The sequence below is a fragment of the Priestia sp. P5 genome, from assembly GCF_029522155.1.
Taxonomy (GTDB): domain Bacteria; phylum Bacillota; class Bacilli; order Bacillales; family Bacillaceae_H; genus Priestia; species Priestia megaterium_E.
Genome location: NZ_JAKWFJ010000001.1, coordinates 1,107,933 through 1,130,139 on the forward strand (window position 1 = coordinate 1,107,933; position 22,207 = coordinate 1,130,139).

General features: G+C 35.7%; 26 protein-coding genes and 1 pseudogene. 18 read left to right on the forward strand and 9 right to left on the reverse strand.

The features are described 5' to 3' along the window. The first annotated feature begins 155 nt into the window (after nt 1-155). Both MMB69_RS05790 and MMB69_RS05795 read left to right on the forward strand, forming a co-directional pair. A complete protein-coding gene (locus tag MMB69_RS05790) occupies nt 156-308 on the forward strand; it encodes a YjcZ family sporulation protein (protein ID WP_013058439.1) in 153 nt (50 codons plus the stop codon). 302 nt (nt 309-610) lie between these two features. Beyond that, a complete protein-coding gene (locus tag MMB69_RS05795; protein ID WP_098249014.1) occupies nt 611-1,081 on the forward strand; it encodes a DinB family protein in 471 nt (156 codons plus the stop codon). A 159-nt stretch (nt 1,082-1,240) separates the two neighbouring features. On the opposite strand, the gene MMB69_RS05800 is transcribed toward MMB69_RS05795, so the two are convergent. Together MMB69_RS05800 and MMB69_RS05805 are read right to left on the reverse strand one after the other, a co-directional pair. Further along, nucleotides 1,241-1,414, reverse strand: a complete 174-nt coding sequence (locus tag MMB69_RS05800) for a hypothetical protein (protein WP_277447315.1) — start codon at nt 1,412-1,414, stop codon at nt 1,241-1,243. Between the two features lie 119 nt (nt 1,415-1,533). Further along, nucleotides 1,534-2,082, reverse strand: a complete 549-nt coding sequence (locus tag MMB69_RS05805; protein ID WP_029323560.1) for a TetR/AcrR family transcriptional regulator — start codon at nt 2,080-2,082, stop codon at nt 1,534-1,536. Nucleotides 2,083-2,291: 209 nt separating this feature from the next. Between MMB69_RS05805 and MMB69_RS05810 the strand changes: the two genes are divergently transcribed. Continuing rightward, nucleotides 2,292-2,846 carry a carboxymuconolactone decarboxylase family protein gene (locus MMB69_RS05810; protein WP_277447317.1) on the forward strand — a complete coding sequence of 185 codons (555 nt, stop codon included), beginning with the start codon at nt 2,292-2,294 and terminating at the stop codon, nt 2,844-2,846. Nucleotides 2,847-2,910: 64 nt separating this feature from the next. Beyond that, entirely contained in the window at nt 2,911-3,321 is a 411-nt protein-coding gene (locus MMB69_RS05815; protein WP_214987364.1) for a cupin domain-containing protein, read from the forward strand. A 113-nt stretch (nt 3,322-3,434) separates the two neighbouring features. Here MMB69_RS05815 and MMB69_RS05820 read toward each other — a convergent pair whose 3' ends face one another. The 3 genes from MMB69_RS05820 to MMB69_RS05830 all read right to left on the reverse strand — a co-directional run bounded on the left by MMB69_RS05820 (nt 3,435) and on the right by MMB69_RS05830 (nt 6,045). Next, nucleotides 3,435-4,142 (reverse strand): SDR family oxidoreductase, encoded by a 708-nt coding sequence (locus MMB69_RS05820; protein WP_221786284.1) that lies wholly within the window; start codon nt 4,140-4,142, stop codon nt 3,435-3,437. Between the two features lie 148 nt (nt 4,143-4,290). Further along, nucleotides 4,291-5,448, reverse strand: coding sequence for an MFS transporter (locus tag MMB69_RS05825; protein ID WP_277447318.1), 1,158 nt, complete (start codon nt 5,446-5,448; stop codon nt 4,291-4,293). 81 nt (nt 5,449-5,529) lie between these two features. Beyond that, entirely contained in the window at nt 5,530-6,045 is a 516-nt protein-coding gene (locus MMB69_RS05830; protein WP_221786282.1) for a cyclophilin-like fold protein, read from the reverse strand. Nucleotides 6,046-6,208: 163 nt separating this feature from the next. Here MMB69_RS05830 and MMB69_RS05835 point away from each other — a divergent pair, with 163 nt between their 5' ends. Both MMB69_RS05835 and MMB69_RS05840 read left to right on the forward strand, forming a co-directional pair. Next, entirely contained in the window at nt 6,209-7,111 is a 903-nt protein-coding gene (locus MMB69_RS05835; protein WP_221786281.1) for a LysR family transcriptional regulator, read from the forward strand. A gap of 237 nt (nt 7,112-7,348) precedes the next feature. Beyond that, nucleotides 7,349-7,564: an aldo/keto reductase gene (locus MMB69_RS05840; protein ID WP_372452311.1), complete on the forward strand. Its 216-nt coding sequence runs from the start codon at nt 7,349-7,351 to the stop codon at nt 7,562-7,564. A gap of 910 nt (nt 7,565-8,474) precedes the next feature. Here MMB69_RS05840 and MMB69_RS05845 read toward each other — a convergent pair. Together MMB69_RS05845 and MMB69_RS05850 are read right to left on the reverse strand one after the other, a co-directional pair. Next, a complete protein-coding gene (locus tag MMB69_RS05845) occupies nt 8,475-8,639 on the reverse strand; it encodes a hypothetical protein (RefSeq protein ID WP_221786280.1) in 165 nt (54 codons plus the stop codon). A 107-nt stretch (nt 8,640-8,746) separates the two neighbouring features. Further along, a complete protein-coding gene (locus MMB69_RS05850) occupies nt 8,747-9,511 on the reverse strand; it encodes a COG4705 family protein (protein WP_277447320.1) in 765 nt (254 codons plus the stop codon). Nucleotides 9,512-10,021: 510 nt separating this feature from the next. On the opposite strand from MMB69_RS05850, the gene mreC reads away from it, so the two are divergent. From mreC to MMB69_RS05900, 10 genes are all read left to right on the forward strand, one after another. Next, nucleotides 10,022-10,813: a rod shape-determining protein MreC gene (gene mreC / locus MMB69_RS05855; RefSeq protein WP_277447321.1), complete on the forward strand. Its 792-nt coding sequence runs from the start codon at nt 10,022-10,024 to the stop codon at nt 10,811-10,813. Between the two features lie 181 nt (nt 10,814-10,994). After that, nucleotides 10,995-11,690, forward strand: coding sequence for a response regulator transcription factor (locus MMB69_RS05860; protein ID WP_028414892.1), 696 nt, complete (start codon nt 10,995-10,997; stop codon nt 11,688-11,690). Between the two features lie 173 nt (nt 11,691-11,863). Continuing rightward, the gene (locus MMB69_RS05865; protein ID WP_063247122.1) at nt 11,864-12,547 is read left to right on the forward strand and encodes a response regulator transcription factor; all 684 of its coding nucleotides are present in this window, start codon (nt 11,864-11,866) and stop codon (nt 12,545-12,547) included. Beyond that, nucleotides 12,548-13,966, forward strand: a complete 1,419-nt coding sequence (locus MMB69_RS05870; RefSeq protein ID WP_277447322.1) for a HAMP domain-containing sensor histidine kinase — start codon at nt 12,548-12,550, stop codon at nt 13,964-13,966. A 145-nt stretch (nt 13,967-14,111) separates the two neighbouring features. Beyond that, complete coding sequence (locus tag MMB69_RS05875; RefSeq protein ID WP_277447323.1) at nt 14,112-14,780, forward strand: phosphatase PAP2 family protein; 669 nt, start codon at nt 14,112-14,114, stop codon at nt 14,778-14,780. A gap of 53 nt (nt 14,781-14,833) precedes the next feature. After that, the gene (locus MMB69_RS05880; protein ID WP_277448044.1) at nt 14,834-14,977 is read left to right on the forward strand and encodes a hypothetical protein; all 144 of its coding nucleotides are present in this window, start codon (nt 14,834-14,836) and stop codon (nt 14,975-14,977) included. 280 nt (nt 14,978-15,257) lie between these two features. Further along, nucleotides 15,258-15,587, forward strand: a complete 330-nt coding sequence (locus MMB69_RS05885; protein ID WP_028409849.1) for a PadR family transcriptional regulator — start codon at nt 15,258-15,260, stop codon at nt 15,585-15,587. After that, the gene (locus tag MMB69_RS05890) at nt 15,574-16,137 is read left to right on the forward strand and encodes a DUF1700 domain-containing protein (RefSeq protein ID WP_264408400.1); all 564 of its coding nucleotides are present in this window, start codon (nt 15,574-15,576) and stop codon (nt 16,135-16,137) included. The genes MMB69_RS05885 and MMB69_RS05890 overlap by 14 nt, the downstream gene beginning before the upstream one ends. Then, nucleotides 16,127-16,990, forward strand: a complete 864-nt coding sequence (locus MMB69_RS05895) for a DUF4097 family beta strand repeat-containing protein (RefSeq protein WP_269871385.1) — start codon at nt 16,127-16,129, stop codon at nt 16,988-16,990. The genes MMB69_RS05890 and MMB69_RS05895 overlap by 11 nt, the downstream gene beginning before the upstream one ends. A 313-nt stretch (nt 16,991-17,303) precedes the next feature. Next, nucleotides 17,304-17,690 (forward strand): hypothetical protein, encoded by a 387-nt coding sequence (locus MMB69_RS05900; protein ID WP_277447324.1) that lies wholly within the window; start codon nt 17,304-17,306, stop codon nt 17,688-17,690. A gap of 153 nt (nt 17,691-17,843) precedes the next feature. Here the strand turns inward: MMB69_RS05900 and MMB69_RS05905 are convergent, their stop codons facing one another. Together MMB69_RS05905 and MMB69_RS05910 are read right to left on the reverse strand one after the other, a co-directional pair. Continuing rightward, entirely contained in the window at nt 17,844-18,956 is a 1,113-nt protein-coding gene (locus MMB69_RS05905; protein ID WP_277447325.1) for a type II asparaginase, read from the reverse strand. A 259-nt stretch (nt 18,957-19,215) separates the two neighbouring features. Beyond that, nucleotides 19,216-19,407, reverse strand: a complete 192-nt coding sequence (locus MMB69_RS05910; RefSeq protein WP_221786268.1) for a hypothetical protein — start codon at nt 19,405-19,407, stop codon at nt 19,216-19,218. A 382-nt stretch (nt 19,408-19,789) separates the two neighbouring features. Between MMB69_RS05910 and murQ the strand changes: the two genes are divergently transcribed. Next, a complete protein-coding gene (gene murQ / locus MMB69_RS05915) occupies nt 19,790-20,680 on the forward strand; it encodes an N-acetylmuramic acid 6-phosphate etherase (protein WP_277447326.1) in 891 nt (296 codons plus the stop codon). A 31-nt stretch (nt 20,681-20,711) separates the two neighbouring features. Continuing rightward, nucleotides 20,712-22,118 (forward strand): annotated as a pseudogene (locus tag MMB69_RS05920) (PTS transporter subunit EIIC); the annotation flags it as partial. Nucleotides 22,119-22,207: the final 89 nt, after the last annotated feature.

Consider the following 22,207-nt stretch of genomic DNA (forward strand, 5'->3'; position numbering starts at 1 on the left):
GGTGGGATCTGAGGATGCTTCATTGTATGTAAAAGAAACTAAAAGGTTATTATTTTTTTATTTATAGTGATATAAAACGTAGTCTATCCACTTCGTGGAGCACATTTCGTTTTTCATCATATGCTAAATGTATGAAGAAGAAGGAGGTGAAGTTTATGTTCTTTGGCGGTTATGGCGGAGGTTGTGGCTATGGTTATGGCGGCGGCTGCGGTTACGGCGGTGGCAGTGGTTTTGCTTTAATTATCGTGCTGTTTATCTTATTAATCATTATTGGCTGTGCTTGTTGGGGAGGATTTGGCGGTTGCTAATTATTAGCCTGCCTTTATCTCTAACTTAAAAAAGTTAGCTTTATGCTAGCTTTTTTTATTTGTTAAACAGGGACATGTATAGTGATTAGTACTAATACCTGCTGTGTTAACCAATGGTTTACAGCTTGTTACTAAGCGTTTATGGAATTTTTTACATAAAAGAATTGAAGATACAATTTCTAAAATATGAAAGTTATTATACTCAGCATAAGAACCATGAATATTTGAAATAAGTTTAGTTAAAAATTCACCTCTTTGTTTTGGGGAAATCATGTAAAATGATGATAAGAGGAGGGATGGAAATGAATGGAACAGACGCAATAGTATTAAATATAAAAGAGATTAGAAGAAGAAGTATAAAGGTTTGGCAAGCAATTCCTGATGATAAACTCGATTGGAAGCCAGATAAAGAAGCTATGACATGCATAGAAATGGTTCGTCATGTCTTGGAGTCAGAATACTATTATCATCTAGCTATCAAAAATTTGGGCAGCTTAAAGGAATTTGATTCTCCTTTTGAAAAAAGACCCTTACAATCTATAAAGGATGAATTGGAGTTTGCAGCATCATACCACCAACAATTTTTAGACATGATTACTACTTTTTCTGAAGAAGATTTAACTAACATTCAAATAGACCGTTCAGATGTTGGTTATATTCGTTCTTTAGGGGATATGTTGATGCGGATAGGCTATCATGAATCCGTACACGCTGGACAACTCTTACAGTATTTGAGAATCATGGAGGTTGATCGACCTAGAATATGGGATTAAATCAATTAACTAATATGTATGTCATAGATAAAGTTAGTTATCGTAATGTCCCTATTTGCTAAGAAATATTTTTTGTATTTATAGAAAGCTCATTGTTTGTAATCTGTGAATTTGATCAAACATCGCTGCAATATCTTTCCGAATAGACGAGCCAATTAATTAGCTATAAGCAACTATATCAGCGGCTATCTCCATGAAGATAGCCGCTGCGACTTCTGGATCTTGAAAACGTGCTCTGCATAGAATATCATCCAAACCTGCTTTTGAACGTTCAGGCAGAGCTGGGGGGAAAGCTACTTCATTTTCGTTTAATAGCTTTTCTGCGTCTTTCATTCATTAGATGAATCAAAATATATTTCGGCGCTTATTCTCCGTGCTTTAGTACTATTTATAAATAACCTGGTTCCTCTGTAGAGTCCAGGTTATTTAATTGCTTTTAAAAACGCAATAAATTATTCTAAATTCCGATCTAACAATATGCCAGTTTGCTCAGCTATGACATCGGTTGGAACGTGCATGCCATTTTTAAACCACCATTCTACTGTCCCTACAACAGCTGAGGCAAAGAATTGAACAACAACTTCTTTACTTAACCCTTCGTTTTCACCTTTAGTTATATCAACTTCAGGACTATACTCTTGGATGACTAACTCGAGAAAACGGCTGCGAAAATAATGTGCGCCTTTACTTTCTAACATGGTGGAAAAGAACAGGTGGTGGCGCTCAAAGTATTCAAACCAAATATAATTTCCTTCTTGAAACGTCATATCAGCAGCCGAATGGCATAGTTCCTCGAGATTGTTCATATGCTCTTCAATCATCTTATCTAGTAAATCGTATTTATCCATGTAGTGAAGATAAATTGTGCCTCGGTTAACGTTTGCTTTGTCAGCAATGTCCTGAATGGTAATGTCATCAAATCGTTTTTGGGTCATTAACTCAGTAACTGCTTTTTTTATAGCCTCTTGGCTTTTGAGTATTCTTCTATCGACTTTAGCCACTTTAAAACCTCACTTTTTTTAAAGATATTCAACAATATCTCTTCATTTGTTGAGTAATCAACGAATCGCCTTTAATTAGCGATTGAAAGGATCTTATTTGCTTTTATAATTATAGACAGATGTTGATTAATCAATCAATGTTGATTTTTAGCAGACAGGTAGATACTTTTAAAACTATAGAAAAATGAACTTCAATAGGAGGAATGTTTGTGAACCGCATTGACAGGAGTATAGAAAAATACAAGCAGCTGTTTGGCGATGGTGTTCCAGCTACACATGTTACCGATCCGGATTTTCAGGACATTCTAAGCCATTTTATTTTTGGAGAAGTTTTTTATCAAGGTGAGCTAGATTACAAGGAGCGCGAGCTAATTACATTGGTAGTTCTGGCTACTAACCAGACGTTGCCTCAACTAATAGCACATGTTAGCGCAGCGCTGAGTGTTGGTCTAACACCTGTAGAAATTAAAGAAGCTGTTTACCAGTGTGCACCATACATTGGTTTTCCAAAAACGTTAAATGCCATCGATAAAGTTAAAGCTGATAAATATGGGGTATCTGTCGCGCAGCTTTGCCTACGCTATGATATTCAGCTTGGTCTTGCAGTCATTCCTAAGACTGCAAACCCAGATCGTATGAGAATCAATGCAGAGCTTGATTTTGTGATTAGTGATGCAAATATGGAAATTTTGAAAAATGTCGAACCTATTCAGGATTATGGTGAGCATAGCTACTTCCCGGTATTTGGGGGGAAGTTGAAGTAAACATGTAATAGCAATGAATGAGCCAAGACATACAACTATGAATGATATTACTGGAGGAATCAAAATGGCAAAACATGAAGAAGTAAAAAATGGCGTTATTTTCCCAGTAGGAGAAAAAAACGAAGCGTATGCACAATTTTTTGTTGGACAAAGCTATCTTCAAACATTAATCGCGGATCCCAAAGTGAATGTCGGAGTTGGAAATGTGACCTTTGAACCTGGATGCCGCAATAACTGGCATATTCATCGTGATGGATTTCAGCTTTTATTAGTAACAGGTGGCGAAGGCTGGTACCAAGAAGAAGGAAAACCTGCACAATTCTTAAAAGCTGGAGATGTTGTTGTTACACATGACGGTGTAAAACATTGGCATGGTGCTGCAAAAGACAGCTGGTTTGAACACATTGCCATCACTGCCGGTACGCCGGAATGGTTAGAACCAGTAACGGATGAGCAATATAACAACATAAAATAATAGATTGCATATATGCTAGAAACAAAAAAACCTACGGATTATTGGTAATAATCCGTAGGTTTTTTATTATAAATTCAAAATATCATAGGGGAGGTACTTAAAGCTCTAAACATTCACCAATCGATTTGTTTTTCATCTTTAAAAAAGCCTCCGGAAGGTCCTTCAGTTCCAATCGTTGCTAACCAAAGGATAGAACGAGCAGCTTGCTGCGGCGTTCTTGGAGCTGATGGTCCACCCATATCTGAGCTTACCCATCCCGGATCGACTGCGTTAATTTTGATATCTTTGGTGCTTTCTACAGCTATTAATTGCGTTAAGCCATTTAGAATAAGCTTAGATAACTTATAAGCGCCTACTCCTGGAGATGACATTTCACTCATGGCTCCATATTCTGAGGAAACATTAATAATTCTTCCGTAGGATTGCTGTTCCATGAGAGGTATAAAGGAACGGATTACATGGTAGGCACCGAAGAAGTTCGTTGCCAGCGTTTTCTCTAGAATAGAAGGCTCCATATTGACTAATTTTTGATTTTTATCCAAATATATGCCCGCATTATTAATCAATACATCTAATCGTCCATATTGTTCACTTACTGTAGCTGCAGCTTTGAGGATGCTGGCTTCATTGCTTATATCCATCACCACATATGAAACCTCAAGATGAGAGTCTTTAAGTTTTTGCACGGCTTTACGTCCGGTTTCTGAATTTCGACTCGTCAAAATAACTTTAAAACCATCCATCGCCAATTGTCTCACTAGTTCATATCCAATACCGCGATTTCCGCCGGTGACAAGTGCCACTTTAGTGTATTTTTCCATGTCAAGTCCTCCATTTTTTATTTATTAATGCTGTAAGCATTGATTAGAACGGATTGCTGCTTTTCATAGATGTAATAAAAGAAAACAAAGGGAACCTGCTAGGGATGGGATCCCGAAAGAAAGTTGTGCTGATGTCTTATTTTGGAAGTTACCTTACAGGACGCTGGATGTAGCTTCTTGGTAAAATGAATAGTACACTCAATACTAATGACAAGATCCCCACTAGTACAACATATTGTGTACCCATTCCTGATATAAATAGTCCACCCACAGCTGTACCAATCGTTGTTCCTAAGTTAACGGACGCTAAAAATAGTCCGTTTGCGAAATCAGGTGCTTCTGGAGCTGCGGAGGAAATCCAATATTGATTAATATTCGTTCCTATACCAGCAAATATTCCCCAAACTAAAGTCATGATAGCCATAGGCCAAGTAAACTGTCCGATGAAGAATAAAATGATGTAAACGACTCCCAATGCGAAAGGGAAAACGACTACAGTTTTAATGGCGTTTTTCGTAAGTAACTTCCCTGCGATAATGTTTCCGAAAATATTTGCCCCACCGAATAGAATCAACATGAAACTAATTAATTGTCCAGAGATGTTCGTAACGCTTTTAAGATACTCAGCAAGATAACTGTAAACCCCAAATACTGCTGAATTTAGTAAAAGGACGGCAATAATAGAAAGCCAAGTAATAGGTTTTTGTAATACGCTTAGCTGCGCTCCGTATGAAAGTCTTTCTTTAACGGGCATAGAAGGGAAGAATGCCCATGTAGCAATAAATACAATAGCATTAATAACAGCAAAAAACGTCATTGATAGTTGAAATGAAACTGTGCTTGCAAGAAAACTTGCGATTGGTACACCAAGTACCATACCTGCAGATACGCCAATAAAGACTTTTGAAACGGCTTTTGGAGCGTCTTCCTTGCTGACTGAGTTCGCAGCCATTGTAAAAGCTGCTGAAAAATAAATTGGGTGAAAGATAGCTGGAATCACACGCGCAATTATGGCAATAGCAAAGTTAGTGGTGAATATAGAGATAATGTTACCTAAAACGAAAATACCAAGTACAAGCAACATCGCTTTCTTACGGTTGACTACTGAAAAGAGTAACGGCATCGTTGGACCAGATATTGATACAGTAAGCGCAAAGAGACTCACCAGCCATCCGGCCTTTGATACACCGATATGAAAGTGATCCGCAATGTAGGGCAGTATCCCTATAACCCCCATTTCGGTATTTATAATCCCGAAAGCTCCTAAGGTTAAGACAAATATAAGTAGCTTATTTTGTTTAGACATAAAATCAATTTCCTTCTTTCTAAAAAGCGTTCTGTTCTAACTGCTTCAAAGCGGGCTGTTTAAAGAGCAATTGTCATGTTTTTACTTAGTCACTTTTTCAATGGTAACTGTAAAATCACCATGAATATTTTCAACGTTTTCTTTTCCAGACTCAATCTGACCTAGTATGATAAGGTCATTTGTAGCATCCTCGAAACCTTTATAAAAAATAGCTACATTTCCCCAAGGAGCGTAATAAGCAAAGTCGCCTTTTTTTGATAGATCTCCAGCTTGTACATCATCTGCTGATAATCTTTTTTGTAAAATACTAACTTTTTCTTTACCTATATAATCTTCAAAAGTTATGGTTAAAGGCAGTTGAGCTAAAAAAGCCATACTAGCTGGGTTATTGTACATCCTGACGAATACTTCTTTGTTGTTAAACGTTAATTTTATTTTTGTATCTGAAATAGAATCTTCTTTTAGTTGTTCTGGTGCTTGGTTTAAAGGATTACTTGTATTATGATCTCCGTCCGCTGCAGATGAATTATTGTTGCTACAAGCAGCGAGGGCAAGGCTTGTTACTAAGATAGAAGACAGACACAACAGCTTTTGCATTTTAAGCTCCTTTCCACTTTTAATAATTAAAGGTTGAACTTCTTTGTTATTTATTCTACCGGCTTCTTTTGGATATAAAAAATACTTATATCTTATATCATGATATATTTGATAAGCATTTCTGGAGTGTATATACTAAAGCTTATGAAAGGAAGAGAGGGATATGGAAATTCGAGTTTTGCGGTATTTTCTTGCGGTTGCAAGAGAAAGAAACATCACGAAGGCCGCTGATGTTTTGCATGTGACACAGCCAACTCTGTCTAGACAATTAAAAGACCTTGAACAAGAGTTAGGTAAAAAACTATTTATTCGCAGCAGTCACAGTATCATTTTGACAGATGAAGGAATGCATCTGCGAAACAGGGCAGAAGAAATTGTTAATATGGTGGATAAATTAGAGGCGGAATTTAGTTCGATGGAAGAAACAATAGGTGGTGATGTTTATATAGGGGGCGGGGAGACAGAAGCAATGAAACATATTGCACGAGTAGCAAAAGATGTGCAGTTACGTTATCCAAATATACGATATCACCTCTACAGCGGAAACGAAGAAGATATAACGGAACGGCTTGACAAGGGATTGCTTGATTTCGGTATTTTAATTCAGCCAGCCGATATTTCAAAATACAATTATCTTAATATGCCTGCCAAAGATGTTTGGGGCGTTGTGATGAGAAGAGACAGTCCTCTTGCCCTCAAAGAAAGCATTCAAGCTGCGGATTTATTAAACGCTCCACTAATCTGTTCACGACAGGCCATGAAGCAGACATTTTCAAAAAATGAATTTTCGGATTGGTTTGGCGAAGACTTTCATAAATTAAACATCGTTACTACATACAATCTTGCCTATAATGCGGCGATTATGGTTGAAGAAGGCGTTGGATATGCCATAACACTTGATAAAATAGTCAATACGTCTACTACTAGCAATCTTTGTTTCAGGCCGTTACAGCCAAGACTTGAATCAGGTTTAAATATTGTGTGGAAAAAGCATCATGTTCTTTCAGCTGCGGCAAATGCGTTTTTAAAAGAACTGCAGGGGGAATTTTCACAAACTCTAAACTGACAGCGCAGCGGTCTAGCTCAAACAAATGAAGTAAAAAGGCTTATCTATACGGTATGGTAGATAAGTCTTTTTACTGCCGGTATAGAGGTGATGTTAAGAGCCTTTGGATGTTTTATTAGCATGTACCAACTCCCATTCGCTAGGGTTAGTGTCATCTGGCGATAAACCGTTAATAATATCTTCCAAAATGAATTACTTTCCGGTATTGGAGAAAAATATGGAAAAACACTCGCACAAGTGATTTTGCGCTGGCATATTCAACGTGGTGTAGTTACCATTCCAAAATCTGTTCATAAAGAACGTATTGCTGAAAACTTTAACATCTGGGATTTTAATTTAAGTGATGAAGATATGGCAGACATTACTGCTATGGATAGCGGAAAAAGTGACATCATTGATCATTTTACCGCCGATACGGCTAAGACTTTAAATGGATGGAAGATTCATGAATAACTAACGCTGAAAAATTTGCATAGCTGCATATTTCATACGGGTGCGATTGAAGATAAAAGAGACGTACCTAAAAATAGCAGGGTTGAACGAGTAAGCGATGATTAGAGACCGGTTAACTTTCATAGATCTTAATGGAATATAGATGTATAAAAGCGTGGCCTGTCACGAGTTCACGCTTTTATAATGAGAGCTTAAAACGTAGACTTCATTTTTTAAAAAAGAAATTTTTAAAAAGATAAGTGAGACGAACATTTCACCAATTTTTCACTATTAGATGCTAGTATAAATATCAGTAATGCAATACAACATTTTCTATAGAACTCCCCTATTTAGGCTGACCTTTTAAGGTGAGCTTTTTTTGTGTCTGCAATTAATATGCTTCATAGAATATTGTACATACAGGAAATAAAACAAACGACTAACAGTCATATTAGTCGTTTGTTTTAGGAGAGGAACCTACTTGTTTGGGTTTAATATATAGTATATCTTTCTGCTATTCATTTGTTCATATAGAGCAACAGTCATTAAGGAAGATGCTACTGGTGTTGATTGGAGTAGATAAAATCACTAATGACTTTGACGAACAATCCAATTGGGTAGACGGTTATAAATGCCTTCCATGTATTCCAATGATTCAAATCATATAAATGGAAAAAAGTAAATATAGGCACTCCAATAAAAGCGATAAAAGCTGAAGCAATAAGAGAGGCAATCCAATAAAACTTCCATTTGCTAAAGAATTGGTAAACTAATGTAAGTATAACCGGGATAACTGCAAAATCAACGGAATGAAAACGATGAGTAAAGACCAATAATTGATGAGGGTAGCTCTATACGCCAAAGAACTTTCCAAGTTCATCCACAGTGCCAACTAAAACAAAGCTAATGAAAAATACTAAGAGAATAAATATTATTCGTTGTCGGTCAATGAGGAGATAAAAAACGAATAGAAAAGCGCACTTAAAATGATAATTAGCCACCATTGAGCACTAAATAAATCATGATGAAGCCAGTAATCGTATGGTTTATCATTAACACGCTGGGTAAGAACTTCTAACTGATTAACGATAAACACCACCTCCTTACGAGTATGTGCGAAAAAGAGGTGGTTCATGCAATTAGTCACTTCGTTAGATTTTTTCTTTTTATGGGTTTTGTAATGTATTAAATAAAAAAGAAAATCTACAGCGCTTGTTCTGAGCTTACGTTATTTTGTTTAAATGTCGTATGAATCATAAAGGCAATAAGAATGGAGGCTAGGACTAGAGAAGAGCCTGCCGTACCTAAGTCTAAACCACCTTTTTCATGTGGCTTTGTCAAAAGATCTCCAAATGTTGCTCCGAAAGGGCGAGTCAAAACGAATGCTACCCAAAATAAAAATACACGAGAAATCTTTGTATAGAAGGTACATATAACAATGAATGCTAGTAAGCTGCCAATTAAAATAGCTCCACCTATATATCCAAGGCCAGACGTATCAGACAAAAAATCGCCTAAAGCTGTACCTAATGTGTTTGAGAAAAGGATGGCAATCCAATAAAGTATTTCAGCCTTGCGGTTTCTAATATAGTTGATATTTAATGAACGCTCGCTAAAATACCAGTATGCAAATATCGACAACAATATAGTGATTAATATCATCGAGCCTTTTGCGTAACCTAATGCCAGTGTACGATCCATAAAATCAGACATAGTTGTGCCAGCTACGCTAGTTGACAGAATAACAGTCCAATAAAGGGCCGGAATATACCTCTTAGAGCTTAGTTGAGCTACAAGCGTAATTAAAAATATGCTAAAAAAGATTAGCGTACTAACTGCATATCCAACTCCTAATGTTTGTGCTAACAAGTCACCTGCGGTTTCACCCAGTGTCGTAGCAGAAATCTTCATAATCCAAAAAACAAGGGTAATTTGAGCAATTTTATTCATTGGCGAAGATGTTTGCATTTTTAATTTTTCTCTCCTTCTTGTGCTAACTGTTTATTCTCTTAAATAAACGGCACACTTGCCTAAAGTTTTTCTTAAAGAAATTTTTTAAAAGCTTCATCGCTGTAATTCAAACTGTACAGTCTTTTTCTAAAATCAAAATGAAAAATAAATAAGAATTTAATGAGATTTTTATAAAAAACTTTTTATTAATGTTTTAATTAAATGTTTTATCAACTCTGTTGCACCATGATGTTTTTATAAAAATAAAATATTTATTTTTTATCGAATTCTCATTTTAATTTCATTTAAATTTCATTACACAGTATTAAATTTAAATTATGTGAGCCAAGTTTTTTAAACATAACTTTATGCCTTCAGCTTTTGAAACTAGAAAATAAGTACAATTCATTAAAAGAAGGAGAACGTTGAATAGTTGTTAAGAGGTCAAAGATGATAATACTTAAGAAATTTTTAAGAAGCAGCTAGTAACATTATAAATAGCATGACTATTGGTAGGAAGGTGCCATTTTGATACGTTTTCAAAGAAAGAAGAAAAGACATACATATATTTTGATAGGAGGGATTCTTACTGTAGGAGGACTTATTTTTGTTGGAACCTTGTACAAAGGTAGCTTACTTTCTTTAGACAAGCTTTCTTGGAGTGAACCTCAACAAGTGAGTCAATTATTTTCCACTTACAAAGAAAACTCTATCTTAAAGAATAAGCTAGCCACTGAAAACCAAGAGGAAGCAAATGCTTATAAGTTGGAATATGAAAATAAAGTCTTAAAAAAAATTTTAAAAACAGAAGATCAGGTAAAAACCTATAATCCTGTAACAGCTACCGTAATTGGCCGCTCAACGAACAACTGGAACAATGAATTAACAATTGATAAAGGAAAGAAGCAGGGGTTAAAAATAGATATGAATGTGCTAGGTACAAATGGAGTCATTGGGAAGGTATCCAAAGTTTTTTCGTCAACCTCTATTGTAGAACTAATTAGCTCAAACCTTAGGACAAATCGTATGGCGGTAATGTTAAAGGATAGGAAAAGCGTGAATGGAACATTAGAAGGCTACGATGATAAAAAAGGTAATTTAATTATTAGAAAAATCCCTAGTGAGGCTGAGGTTAATGTAGGAGATAAAGTTCAAACCTCTCCTATCAGTTCAATCTTTCAAGGGAAATTAGCCTTAGGAAAAGTCATCAAAGTAAAGCCTGATGAATATGGACTAACGCAATTGGCCGTTGTGAAACCCTCATCCAACTTTAATGATATTAGTGAAGTAATTGTTATTAAAGCAAAGAACAATGGGTAGGGAATTTAATATCACATTCTAATAGAAGTCTTTTATCTTATGTTTTTATGTTCAGCACTTAAAATTTCCTATTGTCCACTGAGATGTTGGTTTGTGATAGCTGTACACTTCTCTTTATTATTGGAAAGAGCGATCGATATGCAAAGCAAAAATATAGAGATTGAAAAGAGGGGTTAGTTAGATGAAAGAAAGTATTTTAATTGTGGAAGATGAAGTAGAAATAGGCAATATATTAAAAATGGAACTTGAACATGAAGGTTACCAAGTGAAAATTAAAAACAATGGAAGAGATGGTCTCGAAATGGCCTTATCAAATATGTTTGATTTAATTTTACTTGACATTATGCTACCGGAAATGAGTGGTATAGAGGTCTTGCGTAAAGTAAGAAAGAGAGAGAATTACGTGCCTATTATTCTTTTGACAGCTCGCAATTCAACTCTAGACAAAATACTAGGGTTAGATCATGGCGCAAATGATTATATAACTAAGCCATTCAAAACAGAAGAATTGCTGGCTCGGATACGTTCTTTACTACGTTATAAGCACCTTGTTATTAGGAATAAGGTAGAAAAAGACTCGTTATTATTAATTGAAGATATGGTTATAAATACTGAATCAAGAGAAGTAACTAGAGCTGGGCAAAAAATCAGCTTAACCCCTAAAGAGTATGATTTATTAATTTACTTAGTCATCCATAAAAATAAGACGGTTACTCGTGAAGGAATCTTACTAAATGTATGGGGATATGAATACGAAGGAGATACAAATATACTTGATGTTTATATAAGTTATTTGAGAAAGAAAATTGAAGAAGGATTTAGTCCCTCACTTATTGAGACTGTTCGAGGTATAGGATACACCATTAAAGAAAGTTAAAGAAACAAGGAAAGCAACTTTATATGATTCATTAAAGAAGAAAGTCATAGAAAACTTATTTCATATTTCTTCTTATTATCTTTCAAAATTGAGGGATATAGTACTAGTACTCATATTCATTTGTAGAAGCAGTTTTTACATTTTTAATTTTTAGACAAAGGGGAGTACTTTATATGCAAAAGGTACTAATTGTAGAGGATGAAGAAGGATTAGTAGAATTTTTAGAATTAGAACTAAAATATGAAGGATATTTAGTTGACGTAGCTTACGATGGTCGTACTGGTTTAGATAAAGCAACCAAGCAGAAGTACGATATTATATTATTGGATTTAATGATGCCTGGATTAAATGGAATTGAGGTATGCAGAAGACTAAGAACAACTAAGGATACTCCTGTTATTATGCTCACAGCTAAGGATAGTGTCATGGACAGGGTAATGGGGCTTGATAATGGAGCTGACGATTATTTGTCCAAACCATTTGCAATTGAAGAATTATTTGCAAGAATGCGAGTCATTTTTAGACGTCAAGAAAACAACAAGATGCTGGATCAGAAGCTACTATTAACATTTAAAGATATTGAACTTGATTTGGAATCAAGAACAGTGATAAAAGAAAAAAAACTAATTGAACTCACGAATAAAGAATTTGAACTCCTAGCCATTTTTATGCGTAACATTAACAAAGTATTAACGAGAGACATACTTCTAGAGCAAGTGTGGGGGTACGATTCAGTTGTTGAAACGAATGTTGTAGATGTATATGTTAGATATTTAAGAAACAAATTAAGTGTAGAGGACAAAGAGTTATATATTCAGACCATCAGAGGGGTTGGATACGTGATGCGTGATGTTTAAATGAGAAAATGGATAAAATATATAAAAGACTTACCTATAAGGTGGAAGATAACTTTATGGTCTTCCATGTTTTTATTTTTTCTTTTTCTCTCTTACAACCTCTTTCAATATATTGTGATCGATAATAGTATTTTAAATTATGAGAAGCAAAATGGTATTCATCAATTAAACGAGGTTCTCGCTTTTATTCAATCTGATGATGAACCCTTATCCTTAAAACAAATTGAAAACAGTGAAGGATACTTATCGAAAATTAATGAAAAGAATCAGTTGATTCGTGTTCTTGATAAGAAAGGGAACATTATAACCAGTACCTCAAACAATGTTTCACCAAACTGGGAGCAACCGAAAACGGTGAAGCACCAAGAGTATAAAGTGATTCGAAACCACGATGAACGTCTACTCGTTCTTCGTTCTCCAATTGTCACCGACAACTTCACTGGAACGGTTGAAATTGTAAGAAATATGGAGATGTCCGATGTTTTTATGGACAAGATTTTTTTATTAATGCTTGCTGCAGGGATAGGCTCACTAATCTTTAGTATTCTAGGTGGAACCATTCTAGCAAAGAAAATACTATCTAACGTTCAAGCGTTAACATTGACGATGAAAAAAATAAAAACAAATGGCCTTGAGGAACGAGTTCCAGTTAATGAAAAAAACGATGAGTTTGCTCAATTAGGCAGTTTATTTAATGAGTTAATGGATAGCCTAGAAGACTCCTTTTTACAGCAAAAACAGTTTGTAGAGGATGCTTCACATGAATTAAGAACTCCGTTAGCCATTATCCAAGGACATTTGACATTGTTAAATCGCTGGGGGAAAAATGATACAGCAGTATTAGATAAATCCTTGAAATCCAGTCTGAAAGAAGTAGAGCGTTTAACGAATCTTGTGCAAGAATTATTAGAGCTATCCCGAGCTGAAAATAGTCTGATAAATCCTGTAGATGTTGAACCTATTAACGTATTGGCCACTGTTCAACATGTTGTAAGGAATTTTGAAGTACTGTATAACAACTATGAGTTTAAAATAAGACACTCACATGAAAATCTGTACGTGAATATTTCTTCTCGCCATCTAGAACAAATACTAATTATTTTGTTAGATAATGCAGTCAAGTATTCTAAGAAGGAAGAGAAAGAGGTCGTTATAGACTGTTCTCTAATCAATGAAAAAGTATCTCTTAAAGTAATGGATAAAGGAATTGGAATTCCAGAAGAGGATATACCTTATATTTTAAATAGATTTTACCGAGTGGATAAGGCAAGGAGCAGAAAACAAGGAGGACTTGGCTTAGGACTGGCTATAGCCAAGCGATGGATTGAAAAGTACCACGGTACGATTAATATAGAGAGTAAAGAAGGCGAAGGAACAAATGTAACGGTTGTATTGCCTCTGTTTAATAACTCTCTATAAATGTGTATATAAAACAACGCCCTTATTTTTAATACTCCTAACTTCAAAAGCAAAGAAACATTAAAACCTAGTAATAAAAAGACCTTATCGTATCACATTTCATCAAAAGTAACTTGATAAAGGACAGAAATTAGAGGTGTCTAGGATGAAGTTGAAATTTCAATTTACACTTGCTTTTATGTTAAGCATATTGTCCCTTATTTGTTTTAGTGGGATGGCTCTTTTAATTAGTGGATCAAAAATTGTCGCATTTGATCGGTCTATTATATCGCTGATTCAAGGGTTCGAAACTCCTGGGCTAACGACTATTATGAAATGCTTTACTTTTATTGGCTCTACGCCATCTGTTGCAGTTATTTCTCTCTTTAGTTTGTTTTTTCTCTATAAAGTATTAAAACATCGAACGGAGCTTATTTTATTTATCGCGATTATTGTAGGTTCTCCAATCCTCAATGAGCTGCTAAAACTACTTTTTCATCGTGCACGTCCTGATTTCCATCGATTAATCGAAATCAATGGTTATAGCTTTCCAAGTGGGCATGCTATGAGTGCTTTTGCTGTTTACGGCGTCCTTTCATTTTTGCTCTGGCGTCATATTTCTACTCGCTGGGGACGTACACTTTTAATCATTATTAGCATTATAATGATTTTAGCAATAGGTATTAGTCGTATTTACTTAGGCGTGCATTATCCTAGCGACGTTATTGGAGGCTATTTTGCTAGTGGCTGCTGGCTAGCTATTGCTATTTGGTTCTACCAACGCTATCAGGAGAAGAAGTTTGAGCAAAGAAGATCTACTCAAAGTAAAAAATAAATACAATTATATATCAACGCTGAAATAAACCTATAGTCTAAGGCCGCAACTGACTGGAACCAGCCATACTAGTGATATTTGCCTTATGGATTTTATTACAATTAGCTTTAGGAGGGGACGTTTTCAAAAAACCTCTAACTTATTTTATTTTAATAACGGTTTTCTTTTTATTTATCCAACAGGCTAAGGAGAAATAGCATAGACGGATTTCGTTTATGTAGTCTATAGCTATAGACTACTTTTTCTTTTGGGTACGTTAAAATAGTTTTATCTACAAGCTAATTAGAAAAGAAGGTTGAATCTTGCTTTATAAAAAACACCTTACGACTGTAAAAATGGTTAAAGGTTGAAAAAATATTAAACAGTACCTTGCAATAAACAATAGCTGATGATATATTGTAATTATTAGGAAGTAATTATAAATCAGTACTATACAATAAACAGTAGTGAACTGTGAAAAGAAAAGGGTGAAGAACAGTGAACGTGCAATTTAAAAAAGGAGTTTTAGAGCTTTGTGTCCTTGTGCTGCTTGATAAAAAAGACCGTTATGGATATGAACTAGTTCAAAAAATCTCCGATCAAATTGAAATATCAGAAGGGTCGGTATATCCTCTTCTGCGCCGGTTAACAAAAGAAGAATACTTCACAACGTACCTAAAAGAATCTACAGAAGGTCCTTCAAGAAAGTATTATCAGCTCACAGATAAAGGAAGAGATTATTTATATGAACTTGTCGATGAGTGGAACGAGTTTTCAAGAGGTGTTAATCAATTAATTAAAGAAGGTGTGAACAATGTCAAAGAGTAGTTTTTTACAGCAATTAAATGAATCCTTAAAACCATTGTCTTCAAAAGAACGGGCAGATATTTTACAAGATTATGAAGAACATTTTTCCATTGGCTTAGAAGAAGGAAAAACAGAAGAAGAAATTGTAACGTCGCTAGGTTCTCCAAATCAAATAGCTAAAGAATTGCTGGCAGATTACCACGTTGAGCAAGCAACAGCTAAGGCAACAACTCAAAATATTTTAAGAGCCGCTTGGGCCGTAATTGGTTTAGCTTTTTTTAATGTAGTAATTGTTCTTGGGCCCGCCGTGGCATTAGCTGGCTTCATTTTGTCAGCTTGGGCCATAGGTCTATGTTTCTTGCTATCTCCTATTCTAGTTCTCGGTGAGGCTATTGTACATTGGAGCGGCTTTTTTCTCTTTAACCTTTTTATGTCTTTAGCATTTTGCGGAATTGGCTATTTTATTATGCTAGGTATGTTAGTTGTAACGAAGCTAGCTATAAAAGGCTTTGTACGTTATCTAAAATACAATGTATCACTGGTGAAAGGCGGTTTAAAACGTGCTGAATAAAAAGAAACTCTCCATTCTTGCAGGTATTCTCGTCCTGGTTGGGATTATAGGAAGTCTCATTACTTATCGTGCTATTGATCCTGAACCTATTTCAAAAGAAAAAACGATCAACAGCAATCAAGTATCCAAGGTAAACATCGATACGGATAATACCCGGGTTCATGTGTACCCTATCAAAGGCGATAATATTAAAGTAACATTAAAAGGCGAAACATCTCCTAACATAAAAAGAGACTTCACTACTGCCGTTAAAAATTCAACGCTTTTCATCTCCTATAATGAACAACAGCGCAGCTGGGTCAATTTTGACATTGTTAGTATATTAAAACCGCTATCCATCAACGTTTATCTGCCTGAAAAACAGTATAATTCATTGGGGATTTCCAGCAACAATGGGTATGTATCTGTTAAAAAAGTACGCGCAGCAGATGTTTCCATTCGTGCAAACAATGGACGTGTGGAATTAGAGGACATTGATTCACAAAACTTGAACACCAGCGTACACAATGGACTTACAAGCATAAAAAATGCTGCAGCAAAAACGGTTCAAGCAAAAGGAAATAACGGGAAAATAACGCTGAGTAACGTGGAAGGTAGTTTAGAAAGCGAAACATATAACGGAAGCATCGCTCTTGAAACAAAAGAACTTGATCGAGATATTGACTTTAAAACGAACAATGGAAAGATTAAGATTACGACGGAAAAAGAACCAAGTAACGTTCAATTTAACGTTTCCGTGGACAATGGAAAAGTAGATATTCTGAATAAATATGATAGGGACGCTGTTATTGGAAAAGGAAAGAATATTATTAAACTAGCTACTCATAACGGCAGTATTTCCGTAACAAAGTAGCCTGTTGGCTCTACGGCACAAAGCTCGTCTGCAAAAAAGAAGAGGCACAGCTAGCCGCCGATAATCAAAAAAGGTTTCACTCATTGAACGTTGATGAGTGGAATCTTTTTTGATTTAGTTTATGGTGAAGTAAAGTAATAGTGGCAGCTAAAAATGAGCCGTATACAAATCTCTCTTGGTTCTTGTAATTTGAGCAGGGAAGGTCTATAAAAAATATAACTTCTTTTATTTTTTCTTAAAAAAGGAATATTTCGTAAAGTGGTACGATACTATTTTCTGATACAACCTATTCCTGCGAAAGGAGCAAAAATAAATGAAACGATATATTGCCTACGGCTTGTTACTCACAGTGTCTTTCGTATTTGCGGTTTTTTTAATTGTTGATTGGCGTCAGTACGAAAATGGGTTAGAACATGCTATTAAACCTGCTGATAAAAACTATGAAAACAGCGAAAACTATGTTTCTGACAAACGTATGATAGATGTAATTGTAAAGCTAACGGAAGAAAGTCCTGCAACATTTGGAACAAGGTTAAAAAGTGCGCAAAGAATAAATGAGAGACGCGTCCATGTGAATACCAATAAGCTAGAGGGCATTATCGAGTTAAAGGTTATAGAAGGCAAGACTTTGGTGTGGCGTGTACTAGACGGCACCTCAAATCATTTAATTATGGAAAGCAAGAACTGGGGAAATGAATAAGGGACCTGCTGATGGTTTCTTTCTTAATTCAAAGAGGCTGAGATAAAAGTATGTTAGTGATGTCTCAACCTCTTTATGTCCTGCTTATAAGCTGTCATTACCGATTGTTCTTAAAAAAATTTAGCCAAAACAGAGATGACAGATATTTTTGATTTAATACTCATTAAAGTAGGTTTGAATCTTTTGAGGATCCGTTGTTTTCGTTAAAGCAAGCATTAAAAGAATACGGGCTTTTTGTGGATTTAGCGAATCGGATGTCACAAACGTATCTTTATCATCTGATTTTTCATGTGTCACAACTCCGCTTCCTACCCGGCTAGATCTAACAATAACTACGCCTTTTTTTACCGCATCTCTAGCACCTGTTAGGGCAGCATCGGATAGCAGTCCATTTCCTGCTCCTGCAACGACTATTCCTTTTGCTCCAGCTTTTACGGCTGTGTCATAAAAGTTCCTAGAATCGTTTTGATACCCATATATGATATCTACTTGAGGAAGCTTATCTAATTTTGATACATCGAATATTGATTGTGTTGTATGCTTGCGAGTTGGTTTGTTATAAAATATTACCTTATCTCCAGCTATTTCTCCTACATATCCTTGTTCAGGGGATTTAAACGTATCTACTGCCGTTGTATGTGTTTTTGTTATATAACGAGCTGCACCAATTCGATCGTTGAGCGCTACTAAAACACCGGTATTTCGTGCGTCTTTTGTAGAAGCAATTTTCACTGCATTATATAAGTTTAGCGGTCCATCTGCACTTATAGCGGTAGCGGGTCTCATTGAACCAACCACAACCACCGGTTTTTCACTTTTTACTACCAGATTTAGAAAATAAGCCGTTTCCTCCATCGTATCAGATCCATGTGTCACGACCACTCCATCAACGTCCTTAGAAGCTAATAGTGTATTAATTCGTTTGGCTAACTTTAATAAAATGCTGTTATTTATATTTTGACTTCCGATATTTACGACCTGTTCGCTGCTTACATTCGCTAGCTTTTTCAACTGAGGAACAGCTTTAATAATTGTTTTAATGTTAAGAGCTCCTGATTCATATCCAGTTGTGTCTGTGCTGCTTTCAGAAGAACCTGCAATCGTACCTCCAGTGGCCAAAATCTTTATATTGGGCAGCTCTTCTTTCACTGAATGTTTTACAGTCATTTTAGAATCATCTACTGATGCATTGACCAGTGATAAAGGTCCCGAAAATAAGATAACGCTTGATAAAAAGGTGACGCCTATTATTCTTTTCAGTTCCATCGTTACTTAGCTCCTTTTACGCAAAAGACATGTAACGGTATTATTAGTAATTTGAGTTTGAAATATCCAATCATTTGTCCGCACGAAGAATAAATAGATAAACGCATTATTCTTATGAGATCCTTCTTGTTTTTTCTGTTTTTTAAGATACATGATATAAACATAAAACGGATTTCAGAAAGGGGTAAAGCAGTCTAGTAGCATCCAGATTGCTTTGTCATTAGTTATTCGTCTGCTTGATGAATGCGCTCCTATATATTTAGTGTCTAGAGATTAATTCACTCATTAGCCTGTTTGAAGCAATGTGCACGATATCGTGTTCTGTAGATTCCTGTATAAAAGGTAGATTTCTTTTTTCTTTTTCTCTTAACAATTTTCTAATCTCCTCACATAAGTGAACTTGGGAATCTAAAAGCTTTATTTCGTTTATATCTTCCATTTGTTTAGACATGAGTTCGGCTCCTTTATAACCTTTTAAGGAACTATTCTGTTCTAAAAAATAGAAAATTTTTCGCTTTTTTACTCATTTAACATAAGGTAGTTTCTATATAGGGATGAAAATAATGATTTTAATAGGAACGTATGTAAAAAAAATCCTTGCTGCAGGAGGGAAGGAGTCATTATTGATATAAGACATGCTTGATATTTATACGGCGAGAGTTGTCTTATTTACTAAAATTCAGGCATATGATGTTTGTCCAAAGTCACATATTACTATAGTTTCTGAAATTAAATTTTAACATTTTAAAATAATTGTTGAAATTTAATTTCAAAGACGTTATTCTGTACTTGAGAACGATTTCAAACAAAAACAAAGATAGGATGGATAAGTAATGCTTGAACATTTAACTACTGAGACACGTAACGAAAAAACAATGAATCTAGATGAAATGTCTATTTTGGATTTTCTTACAACCATGAATGAAGAAGATGAAAAAGTTGCGAGTGCGATAAAAAAAGAACTTCCTTCTATTGCGAAAGCTGTAGAAGCTATTATAAAAGCTAAGAAACAAGGGGGGCGCCTTATTTATATCGGCGCAGGAACCAGTGGCCGCATCGGCTTGCTTGATGCTGTTGAGTGTCCGCCTACATTTGGTACGAACCCAGATGAAGTAATAGGCTTAATTGCTGGCGGGGAAAAAGCCTTTATCAAAGCAGTAGAAGGAGCAGAAGATAGTAAAGAGTTAGGCATGGAAGACTTACAAAATATTCGACTTACTAAGATGGACATTGTTGTGGGGATTGCTGCAAGTGGTCGTACACCTTATGTCATTGGAGCATTAGAATATGCTAACTCAATTGAAGCTCAAACAATAGCAGTTAGTTGCAATAAAAGTTCTGATATTGGAAAAGTAGCAAATATTGCAATTGAAGTAGTAAATGGTCCTGAAGTATTAACAGGTTCTACTCGCTTGAAAGCTGGAACAGCACAAAAATTGGTTTGTAACATGCTTTCGACAGCTTCTATGGTAGGTATCGGAAAAGTGTATGGAAATCTAATGGTAGACGTGCAGCTGACGAATGAAAAGCTTGTAGAGCGCGCAAAACGAATTGTGATGGAAGCAACTTCATGCACGTATGATACGGCAGAAGAGTACTTAGCAAAAGCAAATTGTAATTCTAAGCTTGCTATAGTCATGATTTTAACAGGCCTTTCATACGAGGAATCTTTACATCGTTTAGAACAAACCCAAGGATTTATCCGTCAAGCAATCGTTAATTAAGTGCGAAAATATAAGGGAGATGGAAACAACTATGAGTAAACATCATCAAACAGCTAAAGAACTGCTTCAAGCTCTTGGAGGCAGTTCTAATATAGCGAATTATACACACTGTATGACAAGACTCCGAGTCACCCCAGTGAATCATAATAGAATTGATGAAGCGAGTATAAAACAAGTGAAAGGAGTGGTAGGAGTTGTCGATGATGATACGTATCAAATTATTCTAGGACCAGGAGTAGTTACGAAAGTTGCTGAACAATTTGGTATTGTACTTCAAGAAGATTCTGCAGCTCCTTCACAAGAAAAAGCTTCACCTGAAGGTTTGACGTCAAAAGGTGCAGATATGAAATCTGAGCTAAAAAAGAAAAACAATACGCCATTTAAAAATTTTTTACGGAAAGTTGGAAGCATTTTCATACCTTTAATCCCAGCTTTCGTAGGCGCAGGTTTAATAGCTGGCATTGCTTCGATTTTAGCCAATAGTATAACCGCGGGAGACCTTGATAAAGACACTTGGCAACAATACGTTACGATTCTTAATGTTATTAAAAATGCAATCTTCAGCTATTTAGTTATTTATGTAGGTATTAACGCAGCAAAAGAGTTTGGTGCTACTCCGGCCTTAGGTGGGGTTATTGGAGGTATTACCCTTTTAACGGGAGTTACAGAAGAGCTTCCTATTATGAATATCTTTACCGATCAGCCCTTAACTGCTGGGCAAGGCGGGGTTATCGGAGTTTTGATTGCTGTATGGTTACTCTCATTTTTAGAAAAATTCTTACGTAGATTTATTCCCGATGCAATCGATATTATTGTTACACCTACAATTGCTCTCCTGATTGTTGGATTGCTAACGATTTTCTTTATTATGCCTTTTGCAGGTCTAATTTCTAGTAATTTAATTGGTGGAATAGATTGGACACTTGAACGTGGAGGGGTTTTTGCAGGTTTTGTACTAGGAGTGGCATTTTTACCATTGGTGATGCTAGGTCTGCATCAAGTATTAATCCCTATTCATATTGAAATGATTAACACAGCTGGTATGACCATCTTGCTTCCGATTCTTGCAATGTCTGGTGCTGGACAAGTAGGTGCAACTTTAGCACTTTGGATTCGTTGTCGTAAAAATAAATCACTTGTTACCATTATTAAAGGGGCTCTTCCTGTCGGAATATTAGGTATTGGAGAACCACTTATTTATGGAGTTATTCTTCCATTAGGACGCCCATTCATTACTGCTTGTATCGGTGGAGGAATTGGAGGAGCTGTAATTGGAATGTTCGGAAACGTTGGTTCCATTGCTATCGGTCCATCTGGCCTAGCTTTAATTCCATTAATTGCTCATGGTTTATGGCTGAAATATATCATCGGCTTACTTGCAGGATATGCTGGAGGATTCATCTGCACATATTTATTTGGCATACCAAAAGAGGCAATTACAGAAGGCTCTAATAACAAAGAAGTACCTGAAGCGAAGACAAAAACTGAAGTTGCTGCAACAGGTGAGAAAAAAGAAATGAACGATAC